Source organism: Lelliottia sp. EB106-05-01-XG201 (assembly GCF_058791735.1).
Genome location: NZ_JBYTDV010000001.1, coordinates 3,629,010 through 3,650,881, shown reverse-complemented (window position 1 = coordinate 3,650,881; position 21,872 = coordinate 3,629,010). Strand labels below are relative to the sequence as shown.

Sequence of the window (21,872 nt, the reverse complement as noted above, 5' to 3'; positions counted from 1 at the left end):
TTTTCCTGTGCCTTTTTCTGACTGATATAAGCTTGATGGTGTAATCGAATGTCTTCTATGGTGTTAATAACAAAAGATAACTATTTGTATAATGGAATAAAGCAATTCCTGCCGGTTCGTCGTTTGCAGGAGATTATCTATTCCAAAGAACATGCCAGCGAATGTTTGGTGTTAATAGATAGCCGGGTTTCTTTACGTTATCTCGAAGATGTCTATTCATGGTTGTCCGCCCTGTTCGACAAAACCAAAGCGCTGGTCCTGAAAATGGAGAGCGAAACCTGTCAGGTCTCGCCCATGCCAAGACGACATAACGCTGTCGATATGAAATCCCCCGGGGAACAGATCGCCTGCGACATTTTGAGCGAGCTTGAAACGTTTTCTGCCGATAAATGGCAGCGGAAAATTTATGTTGAAATCAATGAGCGCGAGACGACGTTAATCAGGAGCTTACTGGCGGATATAGACGTTGAGGAGATCGCCAAACGGCTGTGTTGCTCTTATAAGCAGGTCTATAAATTACGCGACAAAATGTGCCAGAGGTTAAATGCCAAACACTTCTATATGGTCTGCCTGTATGTGTTTCGCCACGACCTGCTTAACCGGGAATACCTTCTCCCCACCACCTGGCTGCGCGGATAAATCGGGTTATCCGTTTTTTCACTTTGCTTTGCACTTCTTTATCTAAAAACTGTTTGGAATGACAGATTCTTTTTTATTCCTTTATCAAAATTCCTGCGCCAGAAATACTGCTCCCATAACAAGAGGGGAGCAGACACTATGGCAATTTCATCGCGTATTACCTTACTCGGCGCACTGGCGCTGTGGGCATTTCAGGCGCAGGCGGTCGATGTGACCGTCGCGTATCAAACCTCCGCGGAACCGGCGAAAGTCGCGCAGGCGGACAACACCTTTGCCAAAGAGAGCGGCGCAAAAGTTGACTGGCGCAAGTTCGACAGCGGCGCGAGCATCGTCCGGGCACTGGCATCGGGGGATGTGCAGATCGGCAACCTCGGCTCAAGCCCGCTGGCGGTAGCGGCCAGCCAGCAGGTGCCGATTGAAGTCTTCCTTCTCGCCTCGCAGCTCGGGAATTCCGAAGCGCTGGTGGTGAAGAAAAATATCACCAAACCGGAAGATCTGATCGGTAAGCGCATCGCAGTGCCCTTTATCTCCACCACCCACTACAGCCTGCTGGCGGCCCTCAAACACTGGGGGATCAAACCCGGTCAGGTGCAGATCCTGAACCTGCAGCCACCGGCGATTATCGCCGCCTGGCAGCGCGGGGATATCGACGGGGCCTACGTCTGGGCTCCGGCAGTGAACGAACTGGAAAAAGACGGCACCGTGCTGACCGACTCGGAAAAAGTGGGCCAGTGGGGCGCGCCGACGCTGGACGTCTGGGTGGTTCGCAAGGACTTTGCCGAGAAGCATCCTGAAGTGGTGAAAGCCTTCGCCAAAAGCGCCATCGACGCCCAGCAGCCGTATATCGAAAATCCGGACGAATGGCTGAAACAGCCGGCGAATCTGGAAAAACTCTCGCGCCTGAGCGGCGTACCTGAATCCGACGTGCCGGGGCTGGTGAAAGGCAATACCTACCTGACCCCTGCGCAACAGGTGCAGCAGCTGTCGGGCCCGGTGAATAAAGCGATTGTCGACACTGCCGGGTTCCTGAAAGAGCAGGGCAAAGTGCCTGCGGTGGCGGCAGATTACAGCCAGTTCGTGACCGATCGCTTTGTGAAGTAACGGGAGGCCGTGATGCTGCAAATAACAAACCTGTCTGCCAGCTACGGCGGGAAGCCCGCGCTGGAGGATATCAATCTGACGCTGGACAGCGGAGAGCTGCTGGTGGTGCTTGGGCCGTCCGGCTGCGGGAAAACCACGCTGCTTAATCTGATCGCCGGGTTTGTTCCGTATCAGCACGGCACCATTCACCTGGAAGGCAAACGGGTGGAAGGCCCCGGCGCGGAGCGCGGCGTGGTCTTCCAGAGCGAAGGGTTGCTGCCCTGGCGCAACGTGCAGGAGAACGTCGCTTTCGGTCTGCAACTGGCGGGGACCGAACGCGCGCAGCGCCTTGAAACGGCGCGCCAGATGCTGAAAAAAGTGGGGCTGGAAGGGGCGGAAAAACGCTTCATCTGGCAGCTCTCGTGCGGGCAGCGTCAGCGCGTGGGGATTGCTCGTGCGCTGGCGGCGAATCCTCAGCTGTTGCTGCTGGATGAACCTTTCGGCGCGCTGGACGCCTTTACCCGCGAACAGATGCAAACCCTGCTCCTGCGCCTGTGGCACGAGACCGGCAAACAGGTGCTGCTGATTACCCATGACATCGAAGAAGCGGTGTTCATGGCGACCGAACTGGTGCTGCTTTCGCCGGGGCCGGGCCGGGTGCTGGAACGTATGCCGCTGGACTTTGCCCGTCGCTTTGTCGCGGGAGAGCCGGTGCGCAGCATCAAATCCGATCCGCAGTTTATCGCTCAGCGCGAATATGTGTTGAGCCGTGTGTTTGAGCAGCGGGAGGCGTTCTCATGAGCATCGTCTTTAGCGAAAAACGGGCCGGAAAACGTTTCACCTTCCGCTGGCCATTTTCTCGTCAGATTACCCTGAGCGCAGGCACGCTGCTGGTGCTGCTGGCTGTCTGGTGGGCCGTCGCGGCGCAGCAGTGGGTTAGCCCGCTGTTTCTGCCGCCGCCTGCCCAGGTGCTGACGAAGCTGATCTCCATCGCCGGGCCGCAGGGCTTTATGGATGCGACCTTATGGCAGCATCTGGCGGCGAGCCTGGGGCGCATTCTGGTGGCGCTGCTGGCGGCGGTGATCATCGGTATTCCGGTGGGGATAGCGATGGGGCTCAGTCCGACGGTGCGCGGCATCCTCGATCCGCTGATTGAGCTTTACCGCCCGGTGCCGCCGCTGGCCTATCTGCCGCTGATGGTGATCTGGTTTGGCATCGGGGAGACCTCGAAGATCTTACTGATCTATCTGGCGATTTTTGCCCCTGTCGCCATGTCGGCGCTGGCCGGGGTGAAGAGCGCCCAGCAGGTGCGGATCCGCGCGGCGCAGTCGCTCGGCGCCAGCCGCGCACAGGTGCTGTGGTTTGTGATTTTACCCGGCGCGCTGCCGGAGATTTTAACCGGCTTGCGCATTGGTTTAGGCGTGGGCTGGTCGACGCTGGTGGCGGCGGAGCTGATTGCCGCCACGCGCGGGCTTGGATTTATGGTGCAGTCGGCAGGCGAATTTCTGGCGACGGATGTGGTGCTGGCAGGGATCGCGGTGATCGCCGTGATTGCCTTTAGTTTAGAACTGGGGCTGCGCGCGTTACAGCGCCGCCTGACGCCCTGGCATGGAGAGATACAATGAGTGAACGTCTGACCATTACCCCGCTGGGGCCGTACATTGGCGCGCAAATTTCGGGCCTCGACGTGACGCGCCCGCTGAGCGACAACCAGTTTGAGCAGCTGTATCACGCGGTGCTGCGTCATCAGGTGGTGTTCCTGCGCGAGCAGGCGGTGACGCCGCAGCAGCAACGCGCCCTGGCGCTGCGTTTTGGCGATCTGCATATTCACCCGGTCTATCCGCATGCCGAAGGGGTGGAGGAGATTATCGTGCTGGATACCCACAACGATAATCCGCCGGATAACGACAACTGGCACACCGACGTGACCTTTATCGAGACGCCGCCCGCAGGCGCGATTCTGGCGGCCAAGCTGCTGCCGGACACCGGGGGCGATACGCTGTGGACCAGCGGGATTGCGGCGTTTGATGCGCTGTCAGCCCCGCTTAAACAGCTGCTGAGCGGTTTGCGCGCGGAGCACGATTTCAAAAAATCCTTCCAGGAATATAAGTACCGCAAAAGCGAGGAAGAGCATCAGCGCTGGCATGAGGCAGTGGCGAAACACCCGCCGCTGCTGCATCCGGTGGTGCGCACCCATCCGGTGACGGGCAAACAGGCGCTGTACGTGAACGAAGGGTTTACCACGCGGATTGTGGATCTGGCTGAGAAAGAGAGCGAGGCGCTGTTAGGGTTCCTGTTTGCGCATATCACGAAACCGGAGTTCCAGGTGCGCTGGCGCTGGCAGCAAAACGATCTGGCGATCTGGGATAACCGCGTGACGCAGCATTACGCCAATGCGGATTATCTGCCGCAGCGCCGGATTATGCAGCGGGCGACGATTTTGGGGGATAAGCCGTTTTATCGTGCGCCGTAAGGGCGTCGGGTGGCGGTTTTGTAGGCCGGGTAAGGCGAAGCCGCCACCCGGCAAAAAAAGCTAAAGATGCACCTCGATATACCGCTGATACCGGTTCGCCTTCAGATAGCATAAATCCACCAGCACCAGCCCATCCACGCAGTTGTTGAACGCCGGATCGCTGCCGAAATCGATAAACTGCACGCCGCCGGGTTCGCACAGTTCGGAATACTGCTTGTAGAGCGGGGGAATGCCGCAGCCCAGATTGCCGAGCAGGGATTTCAGCTTTGTCAGATCCTCGACATAATCCACGCCGCCAAACTGCGCCAGCACGTCGGGTAACGACGCCGGATAAGGCTGACGCGACGCGGCCAGAGGATGACTTGCCGGGAACCACAGGCGGTAAAACGCCACCAGCAGGTCCCGCGCGTCGGGAGGTAGCCCGCCGGAAATCGAGACCGGGCCGAACAGATAGCGATACTGCGGATAGCGCGACAGATACGCCCCAATCCCGGACCAGAGATAATCCAGACCCCGACGGCCCCAGTAGCGCGGCTGAATAAAACTGCGGCCCAGTTCAATGCCGTGCTCCAGCACGTCCTGCATGTTGTCGTCGTAGTGGAAGAGGCTATAGCTGTACAGACCGTCCAGCCCGCGCTGTTCAATCTGTCGGGCGGTCGGCATAAAGCGGTAAGCGCCGACGATCTCCAGATCTTCTTCATCCCACAAAATCAGATGCAGATAGTCATCATCATAGCCGTCGGTGTCGCGGCGCTTGCCGCTCCCCTCATCGACGGCGCGAAAGGCGATCTCACGTAAGCGTCCCAGTTCGCGCAGGAGCGGCGCGTCCTCTTGCCCGTTGCGTTGCCACAGATAAATCCCTTTACCATCAGCGGTTTTACCGAGGCATTCGGCCTGCGCCAGTTCGCGTTTCAGCGTCGCCCTGTCTTCCGGGCGGGCGATGGCGCACTGGGTTTTGAACAGGCCCGGCAATCCCTTGCCAAGACGGATCACGTGCTGGCGGCACTGCTCGGCCATGTCACGCGACGAAAGGGTGGCGCTAAACCAGTGGCTAAAGGCAATCTGCTGGCCGATTTTTATCGGCAAGGTGCTGTGACGACGGCGGAACATCTGCTGCATGAGCAGCAGCATCGAGAGCGTCGGCGAGACCAGCGTGCTGGCATAAAACAGCAGGCTGTTGTGCGCCTGAATATGGACCGGCAGCAGCGGCGCTCGCAGCTTGCTGGCCAGTTTGATAAAGCCGGAATGCCACTTTTTATCGCGGATCCCTTTGCGCGTCGGGCGCGAGACTTCGCCCGCCGGGAAGAAGATCAGCACGCCGCCGTCTTGCAGATGGTTTTCCATCTGTAAGAGCGACGATTTCGCCGTTTTGCCGCCCATGTTATCCACTGGGATAAACAGTGAGCTGAGCGGCTCAAGATGCGTCAGCATCCGGTTGGTGACCACTTTCACATCCCGACGAACGCGGGAAACCGCATACAGCAGTGCCAGGCCATCCAGCGTGCCGGTGGGGTGGTTGGCGATAATCACCAGTGGGCCGTGTTCGGGGATTTGTTCGAGATCGTGCGCGGAGGTGGTGCAGAGAATATCCAGATGTTCCAGAACCTGCTCCACCATGTCGAGTCCTTTCAGGTGGCGGTTTTTTGCGGCGAACTGCTGAAACTCTTCTTCGTAAAACAGTCGTTTTAACAGGCTTTTTTGCCAGGGTGCGGGCCTCGCCTGAGGCCAAAGATCATCAAGAACGCTGTCGAGACTAAACATAGTGGTTTCTCCTGTCCTCTTGCTCAGACAGTAGAAGTTCCAGATGTCGTTTGTATTGCAGTTCGGTGAAGTTTCGTGGGGCGGGAATGCAGGCCGGGTAGGGCGAAGCCGCTACCCGGCACACCGGCATATTAACGCAGGATTTTCTTCTCGGCCAGATCCAGCGCGAAGTAGCTGAAGATCAGATCCGCACCGGCGCGTTTGATCGCTCCCAGGCTTTCGAGGATCACTTTCTCTTCGTCAATGGCACCCGCCTGTGCGGCGAATTTGATCATCGCATACTCACCGCTCACCTGGTAGGCACCTAGCGGCAGCTCGGTACGCTCGCGGATGTCGCGCAGGATATCCAGATACGCTCCGGCGGGTTTGACCATCAGGCAATCGGCGCCCTGGGCTTCGTCCAGCAGGGATTCGCGGATCGCCTCCCGGCGGTTGAGCGGGTTCATCTGATAGGTTTTGCGATCGCCCTTCAGCGCCGTGCCTGCGGCTTCGCGGAACGGGCCGTAGAACGAAGAGGCGAATTTGGTGGAGTAGGACATGATGGCGGTGTCGGTGAAACCGGCCGCGTCCAGCGCCTGGCGAATCGCCTGCACTTGCCCGTCCATCGCCGCCGATGGCGCGATGAAATCGGCACCGGCTGCGGCGGCAACCACTGCCTGTTTGCCGAGGTTGATCAGGGTGGCGTCGTTATCCACGCCGTGATCGCAAAGTACGCCGCAGTGGCCGTGGGAGGTGTATTCGCAGAAGCAGGTGTCGGACATGACGATCATTTCCGGCACCGACTCTTTGCAGATGCGGGACATGCGCGCGACCAGGCCGTTCTCTTTCAGGGCGTCGCTGCCGGTCGCGTCCGTATGGTGCGAGATCCCGAAGGTCATCACCGAGCGGATACCGGCGTTGGCGATGCGTTCAATCTCACGCGCCAGGTGTTTTTCCGGAATGCGCATCACGCCCGGCATGGCGTCGATGGCTTTGTAGTCATCGATCTCTTCTTCCACAAAAATCGGCAACACCAGGTCGTTTAAGCTGAGTGTTGTCTCTTCAAACATAGCGCGCAGCGCAGGGGATTTGCGCAGGCGGCGGGGACGTGCAATTAAATCGGTCATGGGATGCCTGATGTCTGGAGAACAATGGGCAGTATTGTACCTGAAATGGCCCTGAGCTGTTTTACGAAAGTGGTGGTTTTGCTGGCAGAGTTGATGAGGTCTGTGCCGCGGAATGTCGCAGCTGGGGCTTTATTTATATTTAAAGACAGCGGTACGATTTTATTAATTTATTCATGGTGTTTCTTGTTTCTCCTGGTTGTATTTTCCAAAATATTATATCTCATGGAAATATATTAATTAATAAGGTTTTCTCATTCTGTGATTCATTGTAATTATAATGTCTTTTGCTTATTTATTAATGTTTTCAGTGGCTATTGCCCATAATTGTCTGGAAACGGACTTAATCGAATCATTCATTGAACCTTTTTGAATGGAGACTGCATAATTCGCTCCGCAATATATTTTGTTGCACTTGTGTTTTGACGGACAAACTTGCTTACGTCCCTGAGGAGGGATGACTCAATGCAAACATGGAAAAAGAAACTCGTTGTATCTCAAATTGCATTAGCGTGCACGTTGGCTATCGCTTCTCAGGCTAATGCTAAAGATATTTCCGGCACCACGTACAATACTTACGGCTACGATAATACCGTTACAACCCCTTGGTATAACGGCTACGCTGACTGGGATTACTCAGGCAGCGCGCATAATGGCGACATTTATCCGGTTATCAATAAATCGATCGTTAACGGTGTTATTTCCACGTACAACCTGGACGATGGAATCAATGGCCGTGCGAATGCGCTGAGCATTTCTAACAGCAAGGTCAATGGGATGATCACTTCCCAGTGCTTGCCGGGCTACTGCGATGAAGTTCAGAACTCGGACGGTACTGACCACAAGCAATACGATCGTTTCAGCCTGACGGTAGATAATTCCACCATTAACGATACCTATGAGCATTTTGCTTATGACGTAGTGAATGGTGATAAAACCGAAACTCATTATATTGATACCTACGCGCTGGGTAACGCCATTACGCTGGACACTGAGTCCGATATCTTTATCCAGAATAATTCGCATGTAGCGGGTATTACGCTGACGCAGGGTTATCAGCAGGTTGATAACACCCCATACGATAATGTTGAAGGCGTTGCCAATAACAGCCACGTCTTTACTGACACGCTGGTGGTGAAAGATTCGGTGCTGACTTCTGGCGCTTATAGCGACCTGGGAACCAACGGTTTCTATGGTCAAAGTGCGAAGCCGAGTGACTACGGCGAAACTAATGCTACGGCTGCAGATGACGCAGCGCTGATCGTTGCTTCGAGTGATTCTGACAACGCGATGCAAACCACTGCAACGTTTGACCACTCTACCATCACCGGCGATATTCTTTTCGCCAGCACCTTCGATAATAACTTCTACGAAAACGGCGATCCGGCGACCGACACCACGGATGATGGCGTCTATAACCCAACCACTAACGGCTGGGATGGCACCGACAAACTGGATGTGACCTTAACCAATGGCAGCAAATGGGTCGGGGCAGCGCAGTCCAGCGTTGAAGCTATCGGCACCGCACAAATGTACGGTCTGGGTTACACCGGCGTTGACTTAACCACTCTGTCACCAAATAGCATTTGGCCTGATTCAACCTACGACACTAACGACCATGTCGCGGGTGAAGAGGTTTATCAGAGCGGCCTGTTCAATATCACGCTGGACAATGGATCTGAATGGGACACGCGTAAAGTCTCCAACATCGATAAACTGGCGGTGAATAACCAGTCTCAGGTTAACGTCGAAAATTCCGGTTTGCTGGCTGACAGCATCACCCTGACTAATGGCTCATCACTGAACATCGGTGACAGCGGTGGCGTAGCAACAGATAGCCTCTACCTGGACAGCTACAGCCGCGCTGCGCTGACCGAAGAGACCGCTGAACTCTATGCCAACACCATTACCGTGGACAACGGTGCCGAACTGGCGCTGGGTCTGGGCCAGGTGGATACCCACAACATGGTGCTCACCGATGGCGGTGTGCTGAACGTGGCCAGCCGTGATTATGTGCTGAACTCCGATCTGAACAACGCACGCTATACCACCAACGATAAGAGCAAAGCTGAATACGACTACGGCGTGGTTGCGCTGAACTCCGACGGTCACCTGGCGGTGAACGGCGAAGTCGCTGGCAACTATAAAGTGCGTATCGATAATGCAACAGGCGCAGGTAAGGTTGCTGATTATAAAGGCAACGAAGTCATTCGCGTTTATGACAACAATGCCGATACTCAGGCTACCTTCACCGCAGCCAACAAAGCCGATCTGGGCGCCTATACCTATCAGGCGCAGCAGCAGGGCGACGCCGTGGTTCTGCATCAGGAAGAGCTGACTGACTACGCCAACATGGCGCTGAGCATTCCTTCTGCCAACACCAATATCTGGAACCTGGAGCAGGATGCCGTGGGCAACCGTCTGACCAACAGCCGTCATGGCCTGGCAGATAAAGGCGGCGCATGGGTGAGCTACTTCGGTGGCAACTTCGACGGTGATAACGGTGTAATCAACTACGATCAGGATGTTAACGGCGTAATGGTCGGTCTGGATACGCAGATTGACGGTAACAATGCGAAATGGATCCTCGGTGGTGCGGCAGGCTTCGCAAAAGGCGATGTGAGCGATCACTCTGGTCAGGTTGATCAGGATAGCCAGACGGCGATGATCTACTCATCCGCGTACTTTGCTAACAATGTCTTTGTTGATGGCTCCCTGAACTACACCCGCTTCAATAACGATCTCTCCGCAACCATGAGCAACGGTCAGTATGTGGACGGTAACACCACCTCTGATGCCTGGGGCTTTGGTCTGAAACTGGGTTATGACTGGAAACCAAACACCTCTGGTTATGTGACTCCGTACGCTGCCGTGTCGGGTCTGTTCCAGTCTGGCGACAGTTACCAGCTCAGCAACGACATGCGTATGGACGGTCAGTCATACGACAGCATGCGTTATGAAACGGGTATTGATGCGGGTTATACCTTCAACTACGGTGGCGATCAGGCCCTGACTCCGCACTTCACGCTGGCGTACGTTTATGACGACTCCAGCAACGATGCGAACGTTAACGGTGACAGCATCGACAATGGTGTGAAAGGCTCTGCTGTTCGCGTAGGCCTGGGCACTCAGTTCAGCTTCACCAAAAACTTCAGCACCTACACGGAAGCTAACTATCTCGGTGGCGGTGATGTTGACCAAAACTGGGGCGCAAATCTGGGTGTGAAATATACCTGGTAATGCCTGAATCGCGGGGGGAGTGATCTCCCCGCTTTTTTTATAACGATAATAATGAAACAGAACCGATAAGTACGGATAGCTTGAGGTCTGAATGAACCCGGATGCGAAACCCCTTTCTGAATTTAAACGGCTCGAACACTGTCTGAAAGCCGAAAGCACACCCTTTAAAGCCTCTGCGCAGAATATTATTTATCATGAATGCTTCGATAAAGAGCAATACACCTTTGTTATACAAACAGGCATTGTGGCTATTCATCGTCAGCCAGACGATCTTCTGCTCGGGATCGTAACTAATCCTTTTATATTTGGTTTAGCAGCGGGAATGACGGAGCATCAGCAGAAATATACGATAATTTCCCAGTCATCCAGCAGCGGTTTTTATCTTCCCGCGACAACGGCTCGCCAACTTATTCAGCAATCTGATCTTTGGCAGGACGCATTTTGTTGGCTGTCATGGATAAACCGAATATTAGCGAAGCGAAATATGCAGTTAGTAGGGAATAATTCCTACAGTCAGATTCGTGCGATGCTGTTGGATATGGCGGAATGGGATGAAAGCTTGCGCGCTAAAATCGGTGTGATGAATCATATTCAGCGAAGTACGCGTATTTCGCGTTCTGTCGTGGCGGAAGTTTTATCGGCATTACGTCAGGGGAATTATATTAATATGAACCGGGGCAAACTGGTCAGCATCAACCGTTTGCCCGCGGAATATTAAACAATCAGGAAGCGGGAACGACCTGAGCTTTGTTTTCGCTCAACTCGGTGACCAGATTATTAATACCGTCACTCATATTGATGAATCGTGTATTTGGCGAGCGGGTCACGACCACAAATGCGCCGACATTCGACTGTGGGATCATGGCCATATAGGTGATAAACCCGCCGCCACCGCCCGTTTTCTGAATAATACCCGGACGTCCATCTTTAGGGGCCATGTAAACCCAGCCCATACCGAGTGCATCGGCTTTGCCCGGGACATCCATCCCAATCACGCGATGAAGCTGAGTGCGTTTATAGATGAGGGTTTGCATGCGATCGGCCTGATTGCTTCGCGCGTAGAAATCGGACGACAGGAATTGCTGCATCCAGCGCATCATATCGCCTGGCGTGGAGTAAACCCCGCCGCTGCCAATCGCCGCGAGCGTGTTATTGCACGGGCTGGCCCCTTTTTCTGCCACCATCAGGCGTTTGCACTGATCGGGAGATGGGGTAAACGTCGTGTCCTTCATCCCCAGCGGACGAGTAATTTGCTCTTCAAACAGCTGGGTATAAGGTTTACCCGATGCCGTAGACAGCGCATCGGCCAGCAGATCAAACGCCAGATTCGAATACGCAGCCTGCGCACCCGGTGCCGATTTCAGCGTGGCGGTCGTCAGATAGTTCCAGCGCTGCTCGCGCGTTGGCCAGACAAACACAGGACGATGCGCCGCGCCGCCGGGCTGTTCACGCGGCAGGGCGCTGGTATGGGTCGCCAGATTCACCAGCGTGATAGGCGTACCCTGATAAGTGGGTACGTGGGCGCCTTGCGGTGCGTATTTGCTTAGCGGGTCGTTGAGCTTCACCACACCCTGATCCAGCAATTTCACCAGCATTTCACTGGTCATCAGCTTAGTCAGAGACGCAATGCGAATAACCGAATCCAGCTGTGGGTGGACATTGCTGCCTGGACGTGTTTCACCAAAACTGCGAAACACGCGCTGGTTGCCATCAATAACGACCAGCGCCATACCCGTTGCGCCACTGCCGTAATAAATAAGATTGGCGTAGCGATCTGCAATATCAGAAGCAAAAGCGGGTGATGTCAGCGGCTGTGCGGCCTGGACAGAAGTTAGGCTCACCGCACACAGCGCGGCGAAAGAGAGCAGACAACGTTTCAACGAAAAGCATCCATGAAGTGAATGAAGGAAGTAATGCGTATTTATACTACTAAACGGCGCGGTGCAATGGGCCGAATTGCATAACGATAGCGTGAAAAACGTAACCACGGGTAAATAAGAACAATTTCGTTGCGCTCTGTCTCCAGTTTTGTGACATCGGGCTTATGATAGGAGCAGGTGTTCCTCAATTTTTGGAGACGGCGATGTCGGATAAACGAGTGGTCATGGTGGTCGATATGCAGCAGGGTGTGTTCGCCACCCCGCGAATTCAGCGCGAGCAATGCGTTTCACGAATCAATCAGCTCACGCGTAGCGCGGATACGGTCATTTTTATTCAGCATACCGAGGCGGGCGGGCTGGAAGAGGGGAGCGAAGGTTTTGCGCTGCTGCCTGAACTGCATCAGCCTGAGGGCGCGTTTTATGTCACCAAAACCGCCTGCGATGCGTTCTATCACACGTCGCTGGACGCGTTGTTGACTGAGCTGAATATTAAGCAGTTCGTCATCTGCGGCTGCGCGACCGACTATTGCGTCGATACCACGCTCAAAAACGGCGTCAGTCGGGGATATCACATCACCGTCGCACAAGACGCGCACACCACCGCCCATCGCCCGGCCGCAGAGGCTCAGGTGCTGATTAACCACTATAACGATGTCTGGCGAACCTTCACCGCGCCGGACAACCCGCCGCGTGTGAAACTCACCGAAACAATTCTCGCCGAGTGGCAGGCGAACTAACCTATAAACCGCAGGTCTATTTTTTCGCACGAGCCGGTGAGCGGCTCGTGGCGGCATTTTCGTGTGGTATTTTGTTGAACACAGCAACGCCATAACAACAAGAAGGAAGCACAATGTTTAAGTCTTTTTTCCCAAAGCCGGGGCCTTTTTTCCTCTCGGCATTTATTTGGGCGCTGATCGCCGTCATCTTCTGGCAGGCGGGCGGCGGCGCGTGGATTGAGCGCCTGGCCGGTGCAACGGGAGATGTGCCGATCAGCGCAGCGCGATTCTGGTCGCGCAGCTATCTGCTGTTTTACGCGTATTACGCCTTGTGCGTGGGCATCTTTGCTCTTTTCTGGTTCACTTATGCTCCGCATCGCTGGCAATACTGGTCGATTCTTGGGACCTCGCTGATCGTCTTTGTTACCTGGTTCCTGGTGGAAGTGGGTGTCGCGGTCAACGCCTGGTATGCGCCGTTCTACGATCTCATTCAGACCGCGCTCAGTTCGCCGCATAAAGTCACCATCAATCAGTTCTATCACGAAGTGGGTGTTTTCCTCGGCATCGCGCTGATTGCGGTGATTATCGGGGTGATGAATAACTTCTTCGTCAGCCACTACGTGTTCCGCTGGCGTACCGCCATGAACGAACACTATATGGCGCACTGGCAGCAACTGCGTCATATCGAAGGTGCCGCCCAGCGTGTGCAGGAAGATACGATGCGTTTTGCCTCGACCCTGGAGGATATGGGCGTGAGCTTTATTAACGCCATCATGACGCTCATCGCGTTCCTTCCCGTTCTGGTCACACTCTCGGCCCATGTGCCGGATCTGCCGATTGTCGGCCATCTACCGTACGGCCTGGTGATTGCCGCCCTCGTCTGGTCGCTGATGGGGACTGGTCTGCTGGCGGTTGTGGGTATTAAACTGCCGGGACTGGAATTTAAAAATCAGCGCGTGGAAGCCGCCTATCGTAAAGAGCTGGTCTACGGTGAAGATGACGCGGACCGCGCCTCGCCGCCGACCGTTCGCGAACTGTTTGGCGCAGTGCGTCGCAACTATTTCCGTCTCTATTTCCACTACATGTATTTTAATATTGCGCGCATTTTATATTTGCAGGTCGATAACGTTTTCGGTTTGTTCCTGCTGTTCCCGTCGATTGTTGCGGGTACGATTACGCTCGGTCTGATGACCCAGATCACTAACGTTTTCGGTCAGGTTCGCGGCTCGTTCCAGTATCTGATTGCCTCATGGACTACGCTGGTTGAGCTGATGTCGATCTACAAACGTCTGCGCAGCTTCGAACGCGAGTTGGACGATCAGAACCTGCAGGAAGTGACCAACACATTAGGGTAAAACAGGGAGTTGCTATGCCATTTGCCGTACCACGCGCGTTACCGTTATCACTGCTGGCCGCCTTCGTGCTGGCTGGATGCGCCGAGAAAGGGGCCGCGCCGCTGAAAAAGGGCGAAAAGCCTGTCGATGTGGCAAGTGTGGTGCGTCAGAAAATGCCCGCCAGCGTCAAGGATCGCGACGACTGGGCGATTGTGCTCGCGAAGACATTCGAGAGCCAGAAAATCGCCCCGACCGAGGAGAATATCTGCTCGGTGCTGGCGGTGGCGCAGCAGGAGTCCATGTACCAGTCCGATCCGGCGGTGCCAGGTCTTAACAAAATTGCCTGGAAAGAGATCGACCGGCGTGCGGAAAAGATGCACATCCCGGTCTTTCTGGTGCATACGGCGCTCAAAATCACCTCGCCGAACGGCAAAAGCTACAGCGAACGGCTGGATACGGTGAAAACAGAGAAACAGCTGAGCGCCATTTTCGATGATTTTATCGACATGGTGCCGATGGGGCAGAAGCTGTTTGGCTCGCTCAATCCGGTGCATACGGGCGGCCCGATGCAGGTCAGCATCGACTTTGCCGAGAAACACACCAGCGGCTATCCGTGGAAAATCGACGGCACCGTGCGCCAGGAGGTGTTCTCCCTGCGCGGTGGATTGTGGTTCGGGACTTATCATCTGCTGAACTACCCGGCCAACTACAGCGCGCCGCTGTATCGTTTTGCTGATTTCAACGCCGGATGGTACGCCAGTCGTAACGCCGCATTCCAGAATGCGGTAAACCGCGCAACGGGGGCGAAACTGGCCCTGGATGGCGATCTGATTGCCTACGGCAGCAGCGAAGCGGGCACGACAGAACAGGCGGTGCGTAAGCTGGCCATCAAACTGGATATGAGCAACAGCGAGATTCGCCATCAGCTGGAGAAAGGGGACAGCCTGGCGTTTGAGAAAACGGAGCTGTATCAGCAGGTTTATAAGCTGGCGGAACAGAAGAGTGGTAAAGCTTTACCGCGAGAAATTTTGCCGGGCATTCAGCTCGAAAGCCCGAAGATCACGCGTAATCTCACCACAGCGTGGTTCGCAAAACGCGTCGACGATCGTCGGGCTCGCTGTATGTCACTGAACTAAGCGTCAGTGGTAGCGGCGCCAGCGCAGAACAAGGGCGACGATGCCGAGGATCGCGCATCCGGCGAGGAAGGGCACTAAACCAAAAATGGTGCTCACGCCGAAGCCGATATCCACACGCGGTCGGCCTGTATCCTGGACCTGCATCAGGTGTTCATAAACGCCGGGGGCATGCACCAAAATGTTCAGCAGCTGTGAACCGGCCCAGAAGCAGAACAGCACGAACAGGGCGTAGGCGATGTTTCCCGACGTGGAGGTTCCTGGTTTTTTATCACCAAAAATCGGCTTCGCCAGTGTAAAGTCTGCCATAAAAACCTCCGATATCTCACTCTGACCATCTGCAGTCGTACACAGTGAAGTCTGACAGGTCATCACATTTGTCAATATCAGAATCGTGGTAATTTGGCCCAGGGAATTCTCCTGGTTTATCGATTTCTGTCCTGCGTCACAGTTTACTGACTTAAGTTAAATTGATTCGCATTTAAGAATTTCCGTATCCGCCACAGACCGCGTGTGAAAACTGTGAGAGGATATCTTTTTATTCTGTCGGAGTTGCCATGAACCTGTCTGCCAAACTACGCCGCGACTGGCACTATTACGCCTTTGCGATTGGCCTGATTTTTATTCTTAACGGTATTGTCGGGCTGCTGGGATTTGAAGCGAAAGGCTGGCAAACCTATGCGGTAGGGCTGGTGACCTGGGTTATTAGTTTCTGGCTGGCGGGATTCATTATCCGCCGTCGACCACAAGAGCCGACGACGGAAAGTATTGAGAGCGCCGATAAAGCGGATTAACCGTTTACCGAGCTTTTCAGGGCGCTGTCAGCGGCGTGACGCTCCAGCGCCAGTTCGATCAGGCGAGTGATCAAATCCGGGTAGCTGATACCGCTGGCCTGCCACAGTTTCGGATACATGCTGATATTGGTGAAGCCAGGCAGCGTATTGATTTCGTTGATAATCACCTCATTCTCCGTCGTCAGGAACACATCAACGCGCGCCATGCCGCCGCAGCCGAGCGCCTGATAGGCCTCGATGGCGATCGCACGGATCTTGTCATTGATTTCGGGATCCAACACCGCCGGGACCACAACCTGCGCCCCTTTGTCATCAATGTATTTGGTGTCGTAGGAGTAGAAATCGCTGTTCAGCACCACTTCGCCGCAGGTACTGGCCTGCGGGAAATCGTTGCCCAGCACGGCGCATTCGATTTCGCGGCCTTTAATCCCTTGTTCAACCACCACTTTGTGGTCAAATTCAAACGCCAGACGCACGGCTTCGGTGAACTGCGCTTCGCTGGTCACTTTGCTGACGCCAACGGAAGAGCCCTGGTTCGCCGGTTTAACGAATAACGGCAGACCAAGCTGGGAAGTGATTTGGGCAAAGCTGTGCTGCTGACGATTAGCGCGGGTGAGCGTCACAAACGGGGCGATGTTCAGTCCGGTGTCGCGCAGCAGGCGCTTGGTCACGTCTTTGTCCATACAGGCGGCGGAGCCAAGAACACCCGATCCGACAAACGGCAGATTCGCCATGCGCAGCATCCCCTGCAGGGAACCGTCTTCGCCCAGCGTGCCGTGAACAATCGGGAAGACGACGTCAATCTGCGAAAGCGCCTGGGCATTGCCCGCGTTAATCAACTGGCCCTGCACCACGCCTGGTACGGTGGCGACGCTGATTTCCGATGGATTAAGCGCGATATGTGCCGGATCGTCGGCATTTAACAGGTACTGGCTGGCATCGTTAACGTGCCACTGGCCCTGTTTATCAATGCCCAGCAAAACGACATCAAAACGGCTCTTATCAATCGCATCAACGATATTTTTGGCCGATTGCAGTGACACTTCGTGTTCTGCCGATTTTCCCCCAAAAACAATTCCTACCCGCTGCTTCGCCATCTTCACTTTATTCCAGTCCGACTCATCAAAGCCTATAACATACCACGATGCCCGGTGGGTTTCCCCGCCTTCTGCCATAATGTTTTGAGGTGGAAAAGAGGAGGGAATGTGCGAGGGAAAAGTCTGCTTATCTGTGTGATTCTCGCGGGAGCGGCGGTGATGGGGTATCGCTGGCTGCCGTCGTATTACAATCCTTTTGTGCCGCTGAGTCTCGACGATCCGCCGGGGAAAATCAGCCAGTTTAAGCTGCGCCGCCTGACGCCCGAGGCTTGCACTCGTTTGCTGTCAGAGGCGAACCAGAAACGGCTGATCCAGACGCAGGCGATGGCCAACAGCGCAGGGGATTGCCCTCTGAGCGACGTGGTGCGGGTGCGCAATTTTGGCCCCGTGACGTTAAGCAGCAGTTTTATCGCCAGCTGTCCGCTGGCCTTGAGCTCCGCGCTGTTTATCCAGCAGCAGGCGCGGCCTCTGACCAAAACGATGATGGGCAGCGACCTGGTGCGCGTTGAGCACCTCGGGAGTTTTGCCTGTCGCAATATCTATCACCGACCTGATGCGCGCCGCAGCGAACACGCCAGCGCCGATGCGCTCGATATCAGCGGCTTTCAGCTGGCGGACGGCCAGCGGGTGACAGTCCTGTCCGGCTGGCGAAACGAAAAAACGCAGCCCTGGCTGCAGGCGTTGCTGAGCGCCAGCTGTGACTATTACGGCAACGGGTTAGGGCCGGAGTATAACGCCGCGCACGCCAACCATTTTCATCTCGGCATGCGCGGGTTTGGCCTCTGTCGTTAAAGCATATTTCACCAGTCGAAAGAGGATACTTTGTGACTTATTTCACAAATATGATGACTGGGGAGATAAAACACCAAAATGCGCGCCGTCGCATCTCTGGTTCCACGTCATGTGACGTAACTTGCTAATCTGTCGGCGAATTCGCCTAAAAATGAAGATTGTGCCGCTTATGGAATCCTGGAAAGTAAACCTCATTTCGGTCTGGTTTGGCTGTTTTTTCACCGGCCTTGCTATCAGCCAGATTTTGCCCTTCCTGCCGCTGTATGTTTCCCAGCTCGGCGTGACGTCGCACGAAGCGCTGTCGATGTGGTCCGGTCTGACCTTCAGTATCACTTTCCTGGTTTCTGCCATAGTCTCGCCCATGTGGGGCAGCCTCGCGGATCGCAAAGGGCGCAAGCTGATGCTGCTGCGCGCTTCGCTCGGGATGGCGATTGCGATCCTGCTCCAGGCTTACGCGACCAACGTCTGGCAGCTCTTTTTACTGCGCGGCCTGATGGGCCTGACCTCCGGCTATATTCCTAACGCCATGGCGCTGGTGGCCTCGCAGGTTCCGCGCGAGCGCAGCGGCTGGGCGATCAGTACCCTTTCCACCGCGCAGATCAGCGGCGTGATTGGCGGCCCGCTGATGGGCGGTTTTCTGGCTGACCACGTGGGTTTGCGGGCGGTCTTTTTCATCACCGCGATGCTGCTGGTGGTGAGTTTCCTGGTGACCTTCTTCCTGATTAAAGAGGGCGTGCGGCCGACCGTCAGCAAAGCCGATCGTCTGAGCGGCAAAGCGGTCTTCGCCACGCTGCCGTATCCCGGCCTGATGATTAGCCTGTTTATCACCACCATGGTGATTCAGCTGTGCAACGGATCGATCGGGCCGATTCTGGCGCTGTTTATTAAATCCATGGCGCCGGACAGCAACAATATTGCCTTTCTCAGCGGCATGATTGCCGCCGTGCCCGGCGTGTCCGCACTGATTTCGGCCCCGCGCCTGGGCAAACTTGGGGATCGCATCGGCACGGCGCGGATATTAATGGCGACGCTGATTATCGCCGTGGTGCTGTTTTTCGCGATGTCCTTCGTCACCTCGCCGTTCCAGCTCGGCGTCCTGCGCTTCCTGCTCGGCTTTGCCGATGGGGCGATGCTGCCCGCGGTACAAACCCTGCTGGTGAAATACTCAAGCGATCAGGTGACCGGACGCATCTTCGGCTATAACCAGTCGTTTATGTATCTGGGGAATGTCGCCGGTCCGTTGATGGGCGCGACCGTCTCGGCGATGGCAGGATTCCGCTGGGTATTTGCGGCAACAGCCGTGGTGGTGCTGATCAACGTGATTCAGCTGGCAATTGCCTTGCGTCGCCGCCGTCAGAAAGCGGCAAATAGTGCAGACTGAAGATATATTATGTATTAAGCAGACATGGCCATTGTTATCAAAAATAATGGCGTCTGCTTTCTAATAATTCGCCGCCTTGCAATCACTTTTTATAATAGCAAAACGTTTCGCTGGCATTAAATCATCGTTATTTGCGACATAGCGTGTTTTTTCATAAAGATAATACTTTTCGCCTCTTTGCATTATTCAACCGTAATGATACCGTCAGCAAAAACCTGATAAGGAAATAGCTCGATGAAAAATCTCATTGCAGAGTTGCTGGTTAAGCTTGCCCAAAAGGAAGAAGAGTCAAAAGAACTGGTTGCCCAGGTTGAAGCGCTGGAAATCGTCGTCACTGCCCTGTTACGGCAAATGGCGCAGCACGATCAGCAGACGCTGATCCGAAGTATCGAGGGCGCACTGGAGGATGCCAGGCCCGACTCTCAAGTGCCGGTTCAGGATAGCGAAATGCTACAGCAATACGTAAAAAAGTTGTTGCGGCATCCACGCAGTTAATCTGTCACAGAATCTAAAAGCCTGTCATAGATTTGTCATCTGGTATGCCTATAGTCGCTCTGTTTATTTTTTATGTATTTGTACATGGAGAAAATAAAGTGAAACAGAGCGCACTTTTCATCGCATTAATGCCGTTATTATTTACCCCTGCCATTTATGCTGACACCGCGAATACCCACGTGCTGGATAATCGTGCAGCCCAGGGTGATATCACGCAGCCGGGTGGCGCGCGCCGCCTGACAGAGGATCAAACCGAAGCGCTGCGTGCATCCCTGAATGACAAACCCGCTAAAAATATTATTCTGCTGATTGGCGACGGGATGGGTGATTCCGAAATCACCGCCGCGCGAAATTATGCCGAAGGGGCCGGTGGCTTTTTTAAAGGCATCGATGCACTGCCGTTGACTGGACAATACACCCACTACGCGCTGGATAAAAAAACCGGTAAACCGGATTACGTCACCGATTCCGCCGCCTCCGCCACGGCCTGGACCACCGGCGTGAAAACCTATAACGGCGCGCTGGGCGTCGATATTCACGAAAAAGATCACCAGACCATTCTCGAGATGGCGAAAGCCGCCGGGCTGGCAACGGGCAATGTCTCTACCGCCGAACTGCAGGATGCCACGCCAGCCGCACTGGTCTCGCACGTAACCTCGCGTAAATGCTATGGCCCGTCCGTCACCAGCGAAAAATGCCCGACCAACGCGCTGGAAAAGGGTGGTAAAGGGTCCATCACCGAACAGCTGCTGAACGCCCGCGCGGATGTCACGCTCGGCGGCGGGGCGAAAACCTTCGCGGAAACCGCGACGGCGGGCGAGTGGCAGGGCAAAACCTTGCGTGAACAGGCGCAGGCGCGCGGTTATCAGCTGGTGAGCGATACTTCTTCTCTGGAGGCTATCACCGAAGCGGGCCAGGATAAGCCGCTGCTCGGTCTGTTCTCGGACGGCAATATGCCGGTGCGCTGGGAGGGGCCAAAAGCCTCTTACCACGGCAACATCGACAAACCAGCCGTCACCTGTACGCCAAACCCGAAACGTGACGACAGCGTCCCTACGCTGGCGCAGATGACCGATAAAGCTATCTCTCTGCTGAGCAAGGGCGAGAAAGGTTTCTTCCTGCAGGTGGAAGGGGCGTCGATCGATAAACAGGATCATGCGGCCAATCCGTGCGGTCAGATTGGCGAAACCGTCGATCTCGACGAAGCCGTGCAGAAGGCGCTTGAGTTCGCGAAGAAAGACGGCAACACCCTTGTCGTCGTCACCGCTGACCACGCCCACGCCAGCCAGATTGTGGCGCCTGATACCAAAGCTCCGGGCCTGACCCAGGCGCTGAACACCAAAGACGGTGCGGTGATGGTGATGAGCTACGGCAACTCAGAAGGCGATTCAATGGAACATACCGGAACGCAGCTGCGTATCGCCGCGTATGGCCCACATGCTGCGAACGTGGTGGGCCTGACGGATCAAACGGATCTGTTCTACACCATGAAAGCCGCTCTCGGTCTGAAATAATCTATCGCCCGGCGGAAATCCCCTTCCGCCGGGTGGTATTTTTCCCGCCACGAACCAGACTTAGTGTGAACCTTCACAAAAGGATGGTGCTATGAAACTGACCCTCGCTGTAACCCTGCTTTCTTCTCTGCTTCTGATGTCTGTCGCGTCTGCCGCCGAGAGAACGCTTACGCCTCAGCAGCAACGGATGACCAGCTGCAATCAACAGGCGACAGCCCAGACGCTGAAAGGCGATGCGCGCAAAACCTACATGAGTGATTGCCTGAAAAACAGCGCTTCGAAACCGGGCGAAAAGAGCCTGACGCCTCAGCAGCAAAAGATGCGTGAATGTAACGGCCTCGCCACGCAACAGTCCCTCAAAGGCGAAGACCGCAGCAAGTTTATGAGCGCCTGCCTGAAGAAAGCGGCGTAGTCCTAACGGGTGAGCGGCCACGCCGACT

Annotated in this window: 21 protein-coding genes; 16 read left to right on the top strand and 5 right to left on the bottom strand. The window is 55.1% G+C overall.

What is annotated here, in order from left to right; translation table 11 throughout:
• The first annotated feature begins 48 nt into the window (after positions 1–48).
• The 5 genes from AC3WS9_RS17130 (at position 49) to tauD (ending at position 4,192) form a co-directional block, all read left to right on the top strand.
• Positions 49–639, top strand: a complete 591-nt coding sequence (locus tag AC3WS9_RS17130; RefSeq protein WP_492489498.1) for a hypothetical protein — start codon at positions 49–51, stop codon at positions 637–639.
• A 138-nt stretch (positions 640–777) separates the two neighbouring features.
• The gene (tauA, locus tag AC3WS9_RS17125) at positions 778–1,740 is read left to right on the top strand and encodes a taurine ABC transporter substrate-binding protein (protein WP_095280932.1); all 963 of its coding nucleotides are present in this window, start codon (positions 778–780) and stop codon (positions 1,738–1,740) included.
• 12 nt (positions 1,741–1,752) lie between these two features.
• Entirely contained in the window at positions 1,753–2,520 is a 768-nt protein-coding gene (gene tauB, locus AC3WS9_RS17120; RefSeq protein WP_492489496.1) for a taurine ABC transporter ATP-binding subunit, read from the top strand.
• On the top strand, positions 2,517–3,344 hold the full coding sequence (gene tauC / locus AC3WS9_RS17115; protein WP_282492680.1) for a taurine ABC transporter permease TauC: 828 nt from the start codon (positions 2,517–2,519) through the stop codon (positions 3,342–3,344). Before tauB ends, tauC begins: the two co-directional genes overlap by 4 nt.
• Entirely contained in the window at positions 3,341–4,192 is an 852-nt protein-coding gene (tauD, locus tag AC3WS9_RS17110) for a taurine dioxygenase (RefSeq protein ID WP_492489494.1), read from the top strand. The genes tauC and tauD overlap by 4 nt, the downstream gene beginning before the upstream one ends.
• A gap of 60 nt (positions 4,193–4,252) precedes the next feature.
• Here tauD and olsF read toward each other — a convergent pair whose 3' ends face one another.
• On the bottom strand, positions 4,253–5,953 hold the full coding sequence (gene olsF / locus AC3WS9_RS17105; RefSeq protein WP_492489492.1) for a bifunctional ornithine lipid synthase OlsF: 1,701 nt from the start codon (positions 5,951–5,953) through the stop codon (positions 4,253–4,255).
• A gap of 131 nt (positions 5,954–6,084) precedes the next feature.
• Positions 6,085–7,059: a porphobilinogen synthase gene (gene hemB, locus AC3WS9_RS17100; protein ID WP_285145250.1), complete on the bottom strand. Its 975-nt coding sequence runs from the start codon at positions 7,057–7,059 to the stop codon at positions 6,085–6,087.
• Between the two features lie 462 nt (positions 7,060–7,521).
• On the opposite strand from hemB, the gene AC3WS9_RS17095 reads away from it, so the two are divergent.
• Both AC3WS9_RS17095 and AC3WS9_RS17090 read left to right on the top strand, forming a co-directional pair.
• Positions 7,522–10,296 (top strand): autotransporter YaiT-related protein, encoded by a 2,775-nt coding sequence (locus AC3WS9_RS17095; protein WP_492489490.1) that lies wholly within the window; start codon positions 7,522–7,524, stop codon positions 10,294–10,296.
• A gap of 91 nt (positions 10,297–10,387) precedes the next feature.
• A complete protein-coding gene (locus AC3WS9_RS17090; protein ID WP_282492676.1) occupies positions 10,388–11,014 on the top strand; it encodes a helix-turn-helix domain-containing protein in 627 nt (208 codons plus the stop codon).
• A 4-nt stretch (positions 11,015–11,018) separates the two neighbouring features.
• On the opposite strand, the gene ampH is transcribed toward AC3WS9_RS17090, so the two are convergent.
• Positions 11,019–12,176, bottom strand: a complete 1,158-nt coding sequence (gene ampH / locus AC3WS9_RS17085) for a D-alanyl-D-alanine-carboxypeptidase/endopeptidase AmpH (protein ID WP_285153287.1) — start codon at positions 12,174–12,176, stop codon at positions 11,019–11,021.
• A 203-nt stretch (positions 12,177–12,379) separates the two neighbouring features.
• On the opposite strand from ampH, the gene AC3WS9_RS17080 reads away from it, so the two are divergent.
• The 3 genes from AC3WS9_RS17080 to AC3WS9_RS17070 all read left to right on the top strand — a co-directional run bounded on the left by AC3WS9_RS17080 (position 12,380) and on the right by AC3WS9_RS17070 (position 15,362).
• Positions 12,380–12,913, top strand: coding sequence for an isochorismatase family protein (locus AC3WS9_RS17080; RefSeq protein WP_324723696.1), 534 nt, complete (start codon positions 12,380–12,382; stop codon positions 12,911–12,913).
• A 113-nt stretch (positions 12,914–13,026) separates the two neighbouring features.
• Complete coding sequence (gene sbmA, locus AC3WS9_RS17075) at positions 13,027–14,247, top strand: peptide antibiotic transporter SbmA (protein ID WP_492489488.1); 1,221 nt, start codon at positions 13,027–13,029, stop codon at positions 14,245–14,247.
• Between the two features lie 14 nt (positions 14,248–14,261).
• Positions 14,262–15,362 carry a DUF1615 domain-containing protein gene (locus AC3WS9_RS17070; protein ID WP_285149901.1) on the top strand — a complete coding sequence of 367 codons (1,101 nt, stop codon included), beginning with the start codon at positions 14,262–14,264 and terminating at the stop codon, positions 15,360–15,362.
• A gap of 3 nt (positions 15,363–15,365) precedes the next feature.
• Here AC3WS9_RS17070 and AC3WS9_RS17065 read toward each other — a convergent pair whose 3' ends face one another.
• Positions 15,366–15,668, bottom strand: a complete 303-nt coding sequence (locus tag AC3WS9_RS17065) for a DUF2755 family protein (RefSeq protein ID WP_282492671.1) — start codon at positions 15,666–15,668, stop codon at positions 15,366–15,368.
• 248 nt (positions 15,669–15,916) lie between these two features.
• Between AC3WS9_RS17065 and AC3WS9_RS17060 the strand changes: the two genes are divergently transcribed.
• The gene (locus AC3WS9_RS17060) at positions 15,917–16,153 is read left to right on the top strand and encodes a DUF2754 domain-containing protein (RefSeq protein WP_285145244.1); all 237 of its coding nucleotides are present in this window, start codon (positions 15,917–15,919) and stop codon (positions 16,151–16,153) included.
• Here the strand turns inward: AC3WS9_RS17060 and ddlA are convergent.
• On the bottom strand, positions 16,150–17,250 hold the full coding sequence (gene ddlA, locus AC3WS9_RS17055) for a D-alanine--D-alanine ligase (RefSeq protein ID WP_492489485.1): 1,101 nt from the start codon (positions 17,248–17,250) through the stop codon (positions 16,150–16,152). The two genes, AC3WS9_RS17060 and ddlA, sit on opposite strands and share 4 nt — an antisense overlap.
• 108 nt (positions 17,251–17,358) lie before the next feature.
• Here ddlA and AC3WS9_RS17050 point away from each other — a divergent pair, with 108 nt between their 5' ends.
• The 5 genes from AC3WS9_RS17050 (at position 17,359) to psiF (ending at position 21,844) form a co-directional block, all read left to right on the top strand.
• On the top strand, positions 17,359–18,042 hold the full coding sequence (locus AC3WS9_RS17050; RefSeq protein ID WP_492489484.1) for an extensin-like domain-containing protein: 684 nt from the start codon (positions 17,359–17,361) through the stop codon (positions 18,040–18,042).
• Between the two features lie 169 nt (positions 18,043–18,211).
• Complete coding sequence (locus AC3WS9_RS17045) at positions 18,212–19,423, top strand: multidrug efflux MFS transporter (RefSeq protein WP_492489482.1); 1,212 nt, start codon at positions 18,212–18,214, stop codon at positions 19,421–19,423.
• A gap of 234 nt (positions 19,424–19,657) precedes the next feature.
• On the top strand, positions 19,658–19,918 hold the full coding sequence (gene iraP / locus AC3WS9_RS17040) for an anti-adapter protein IraP (RefSeq protein WP_282492667.1): 261 nt from the start codon (positions 19,658–19,660) through the stop codon (positions 19,916–19,918).
• A gap of 98 nt (positions 19,919–20,016) precedes the next feature.
• On the top strand, positions 20,017–21,432 hold the full coding sequence (phoA, locus tag AC3WS9_RS17035) for an alkaline phosphatase (RefSeq protein ID WP_492489480.1): 1,416 nt from the start codon (positions 20,017–20,019) through the stop codon (positions 21,430–21,432).
• Positions 21,433–21,523: 91 nt separating this feature from the next.
• The gene (gene psiF, locus AC3WS9_RS17030; RefSeq protein WP_282492665.1) at positions 21,524–21,844 is read left to right on the top strand and encodes a phosphate starvation-inducible protein PsiF; all 321 of its coding nucleotides are present in this window, start codon (positions 21,524–21,526) and stop codon (positions 21,842–21,844) included.
• Positions 21,845–21,872 lie beyond the last annotated feature (28 nt).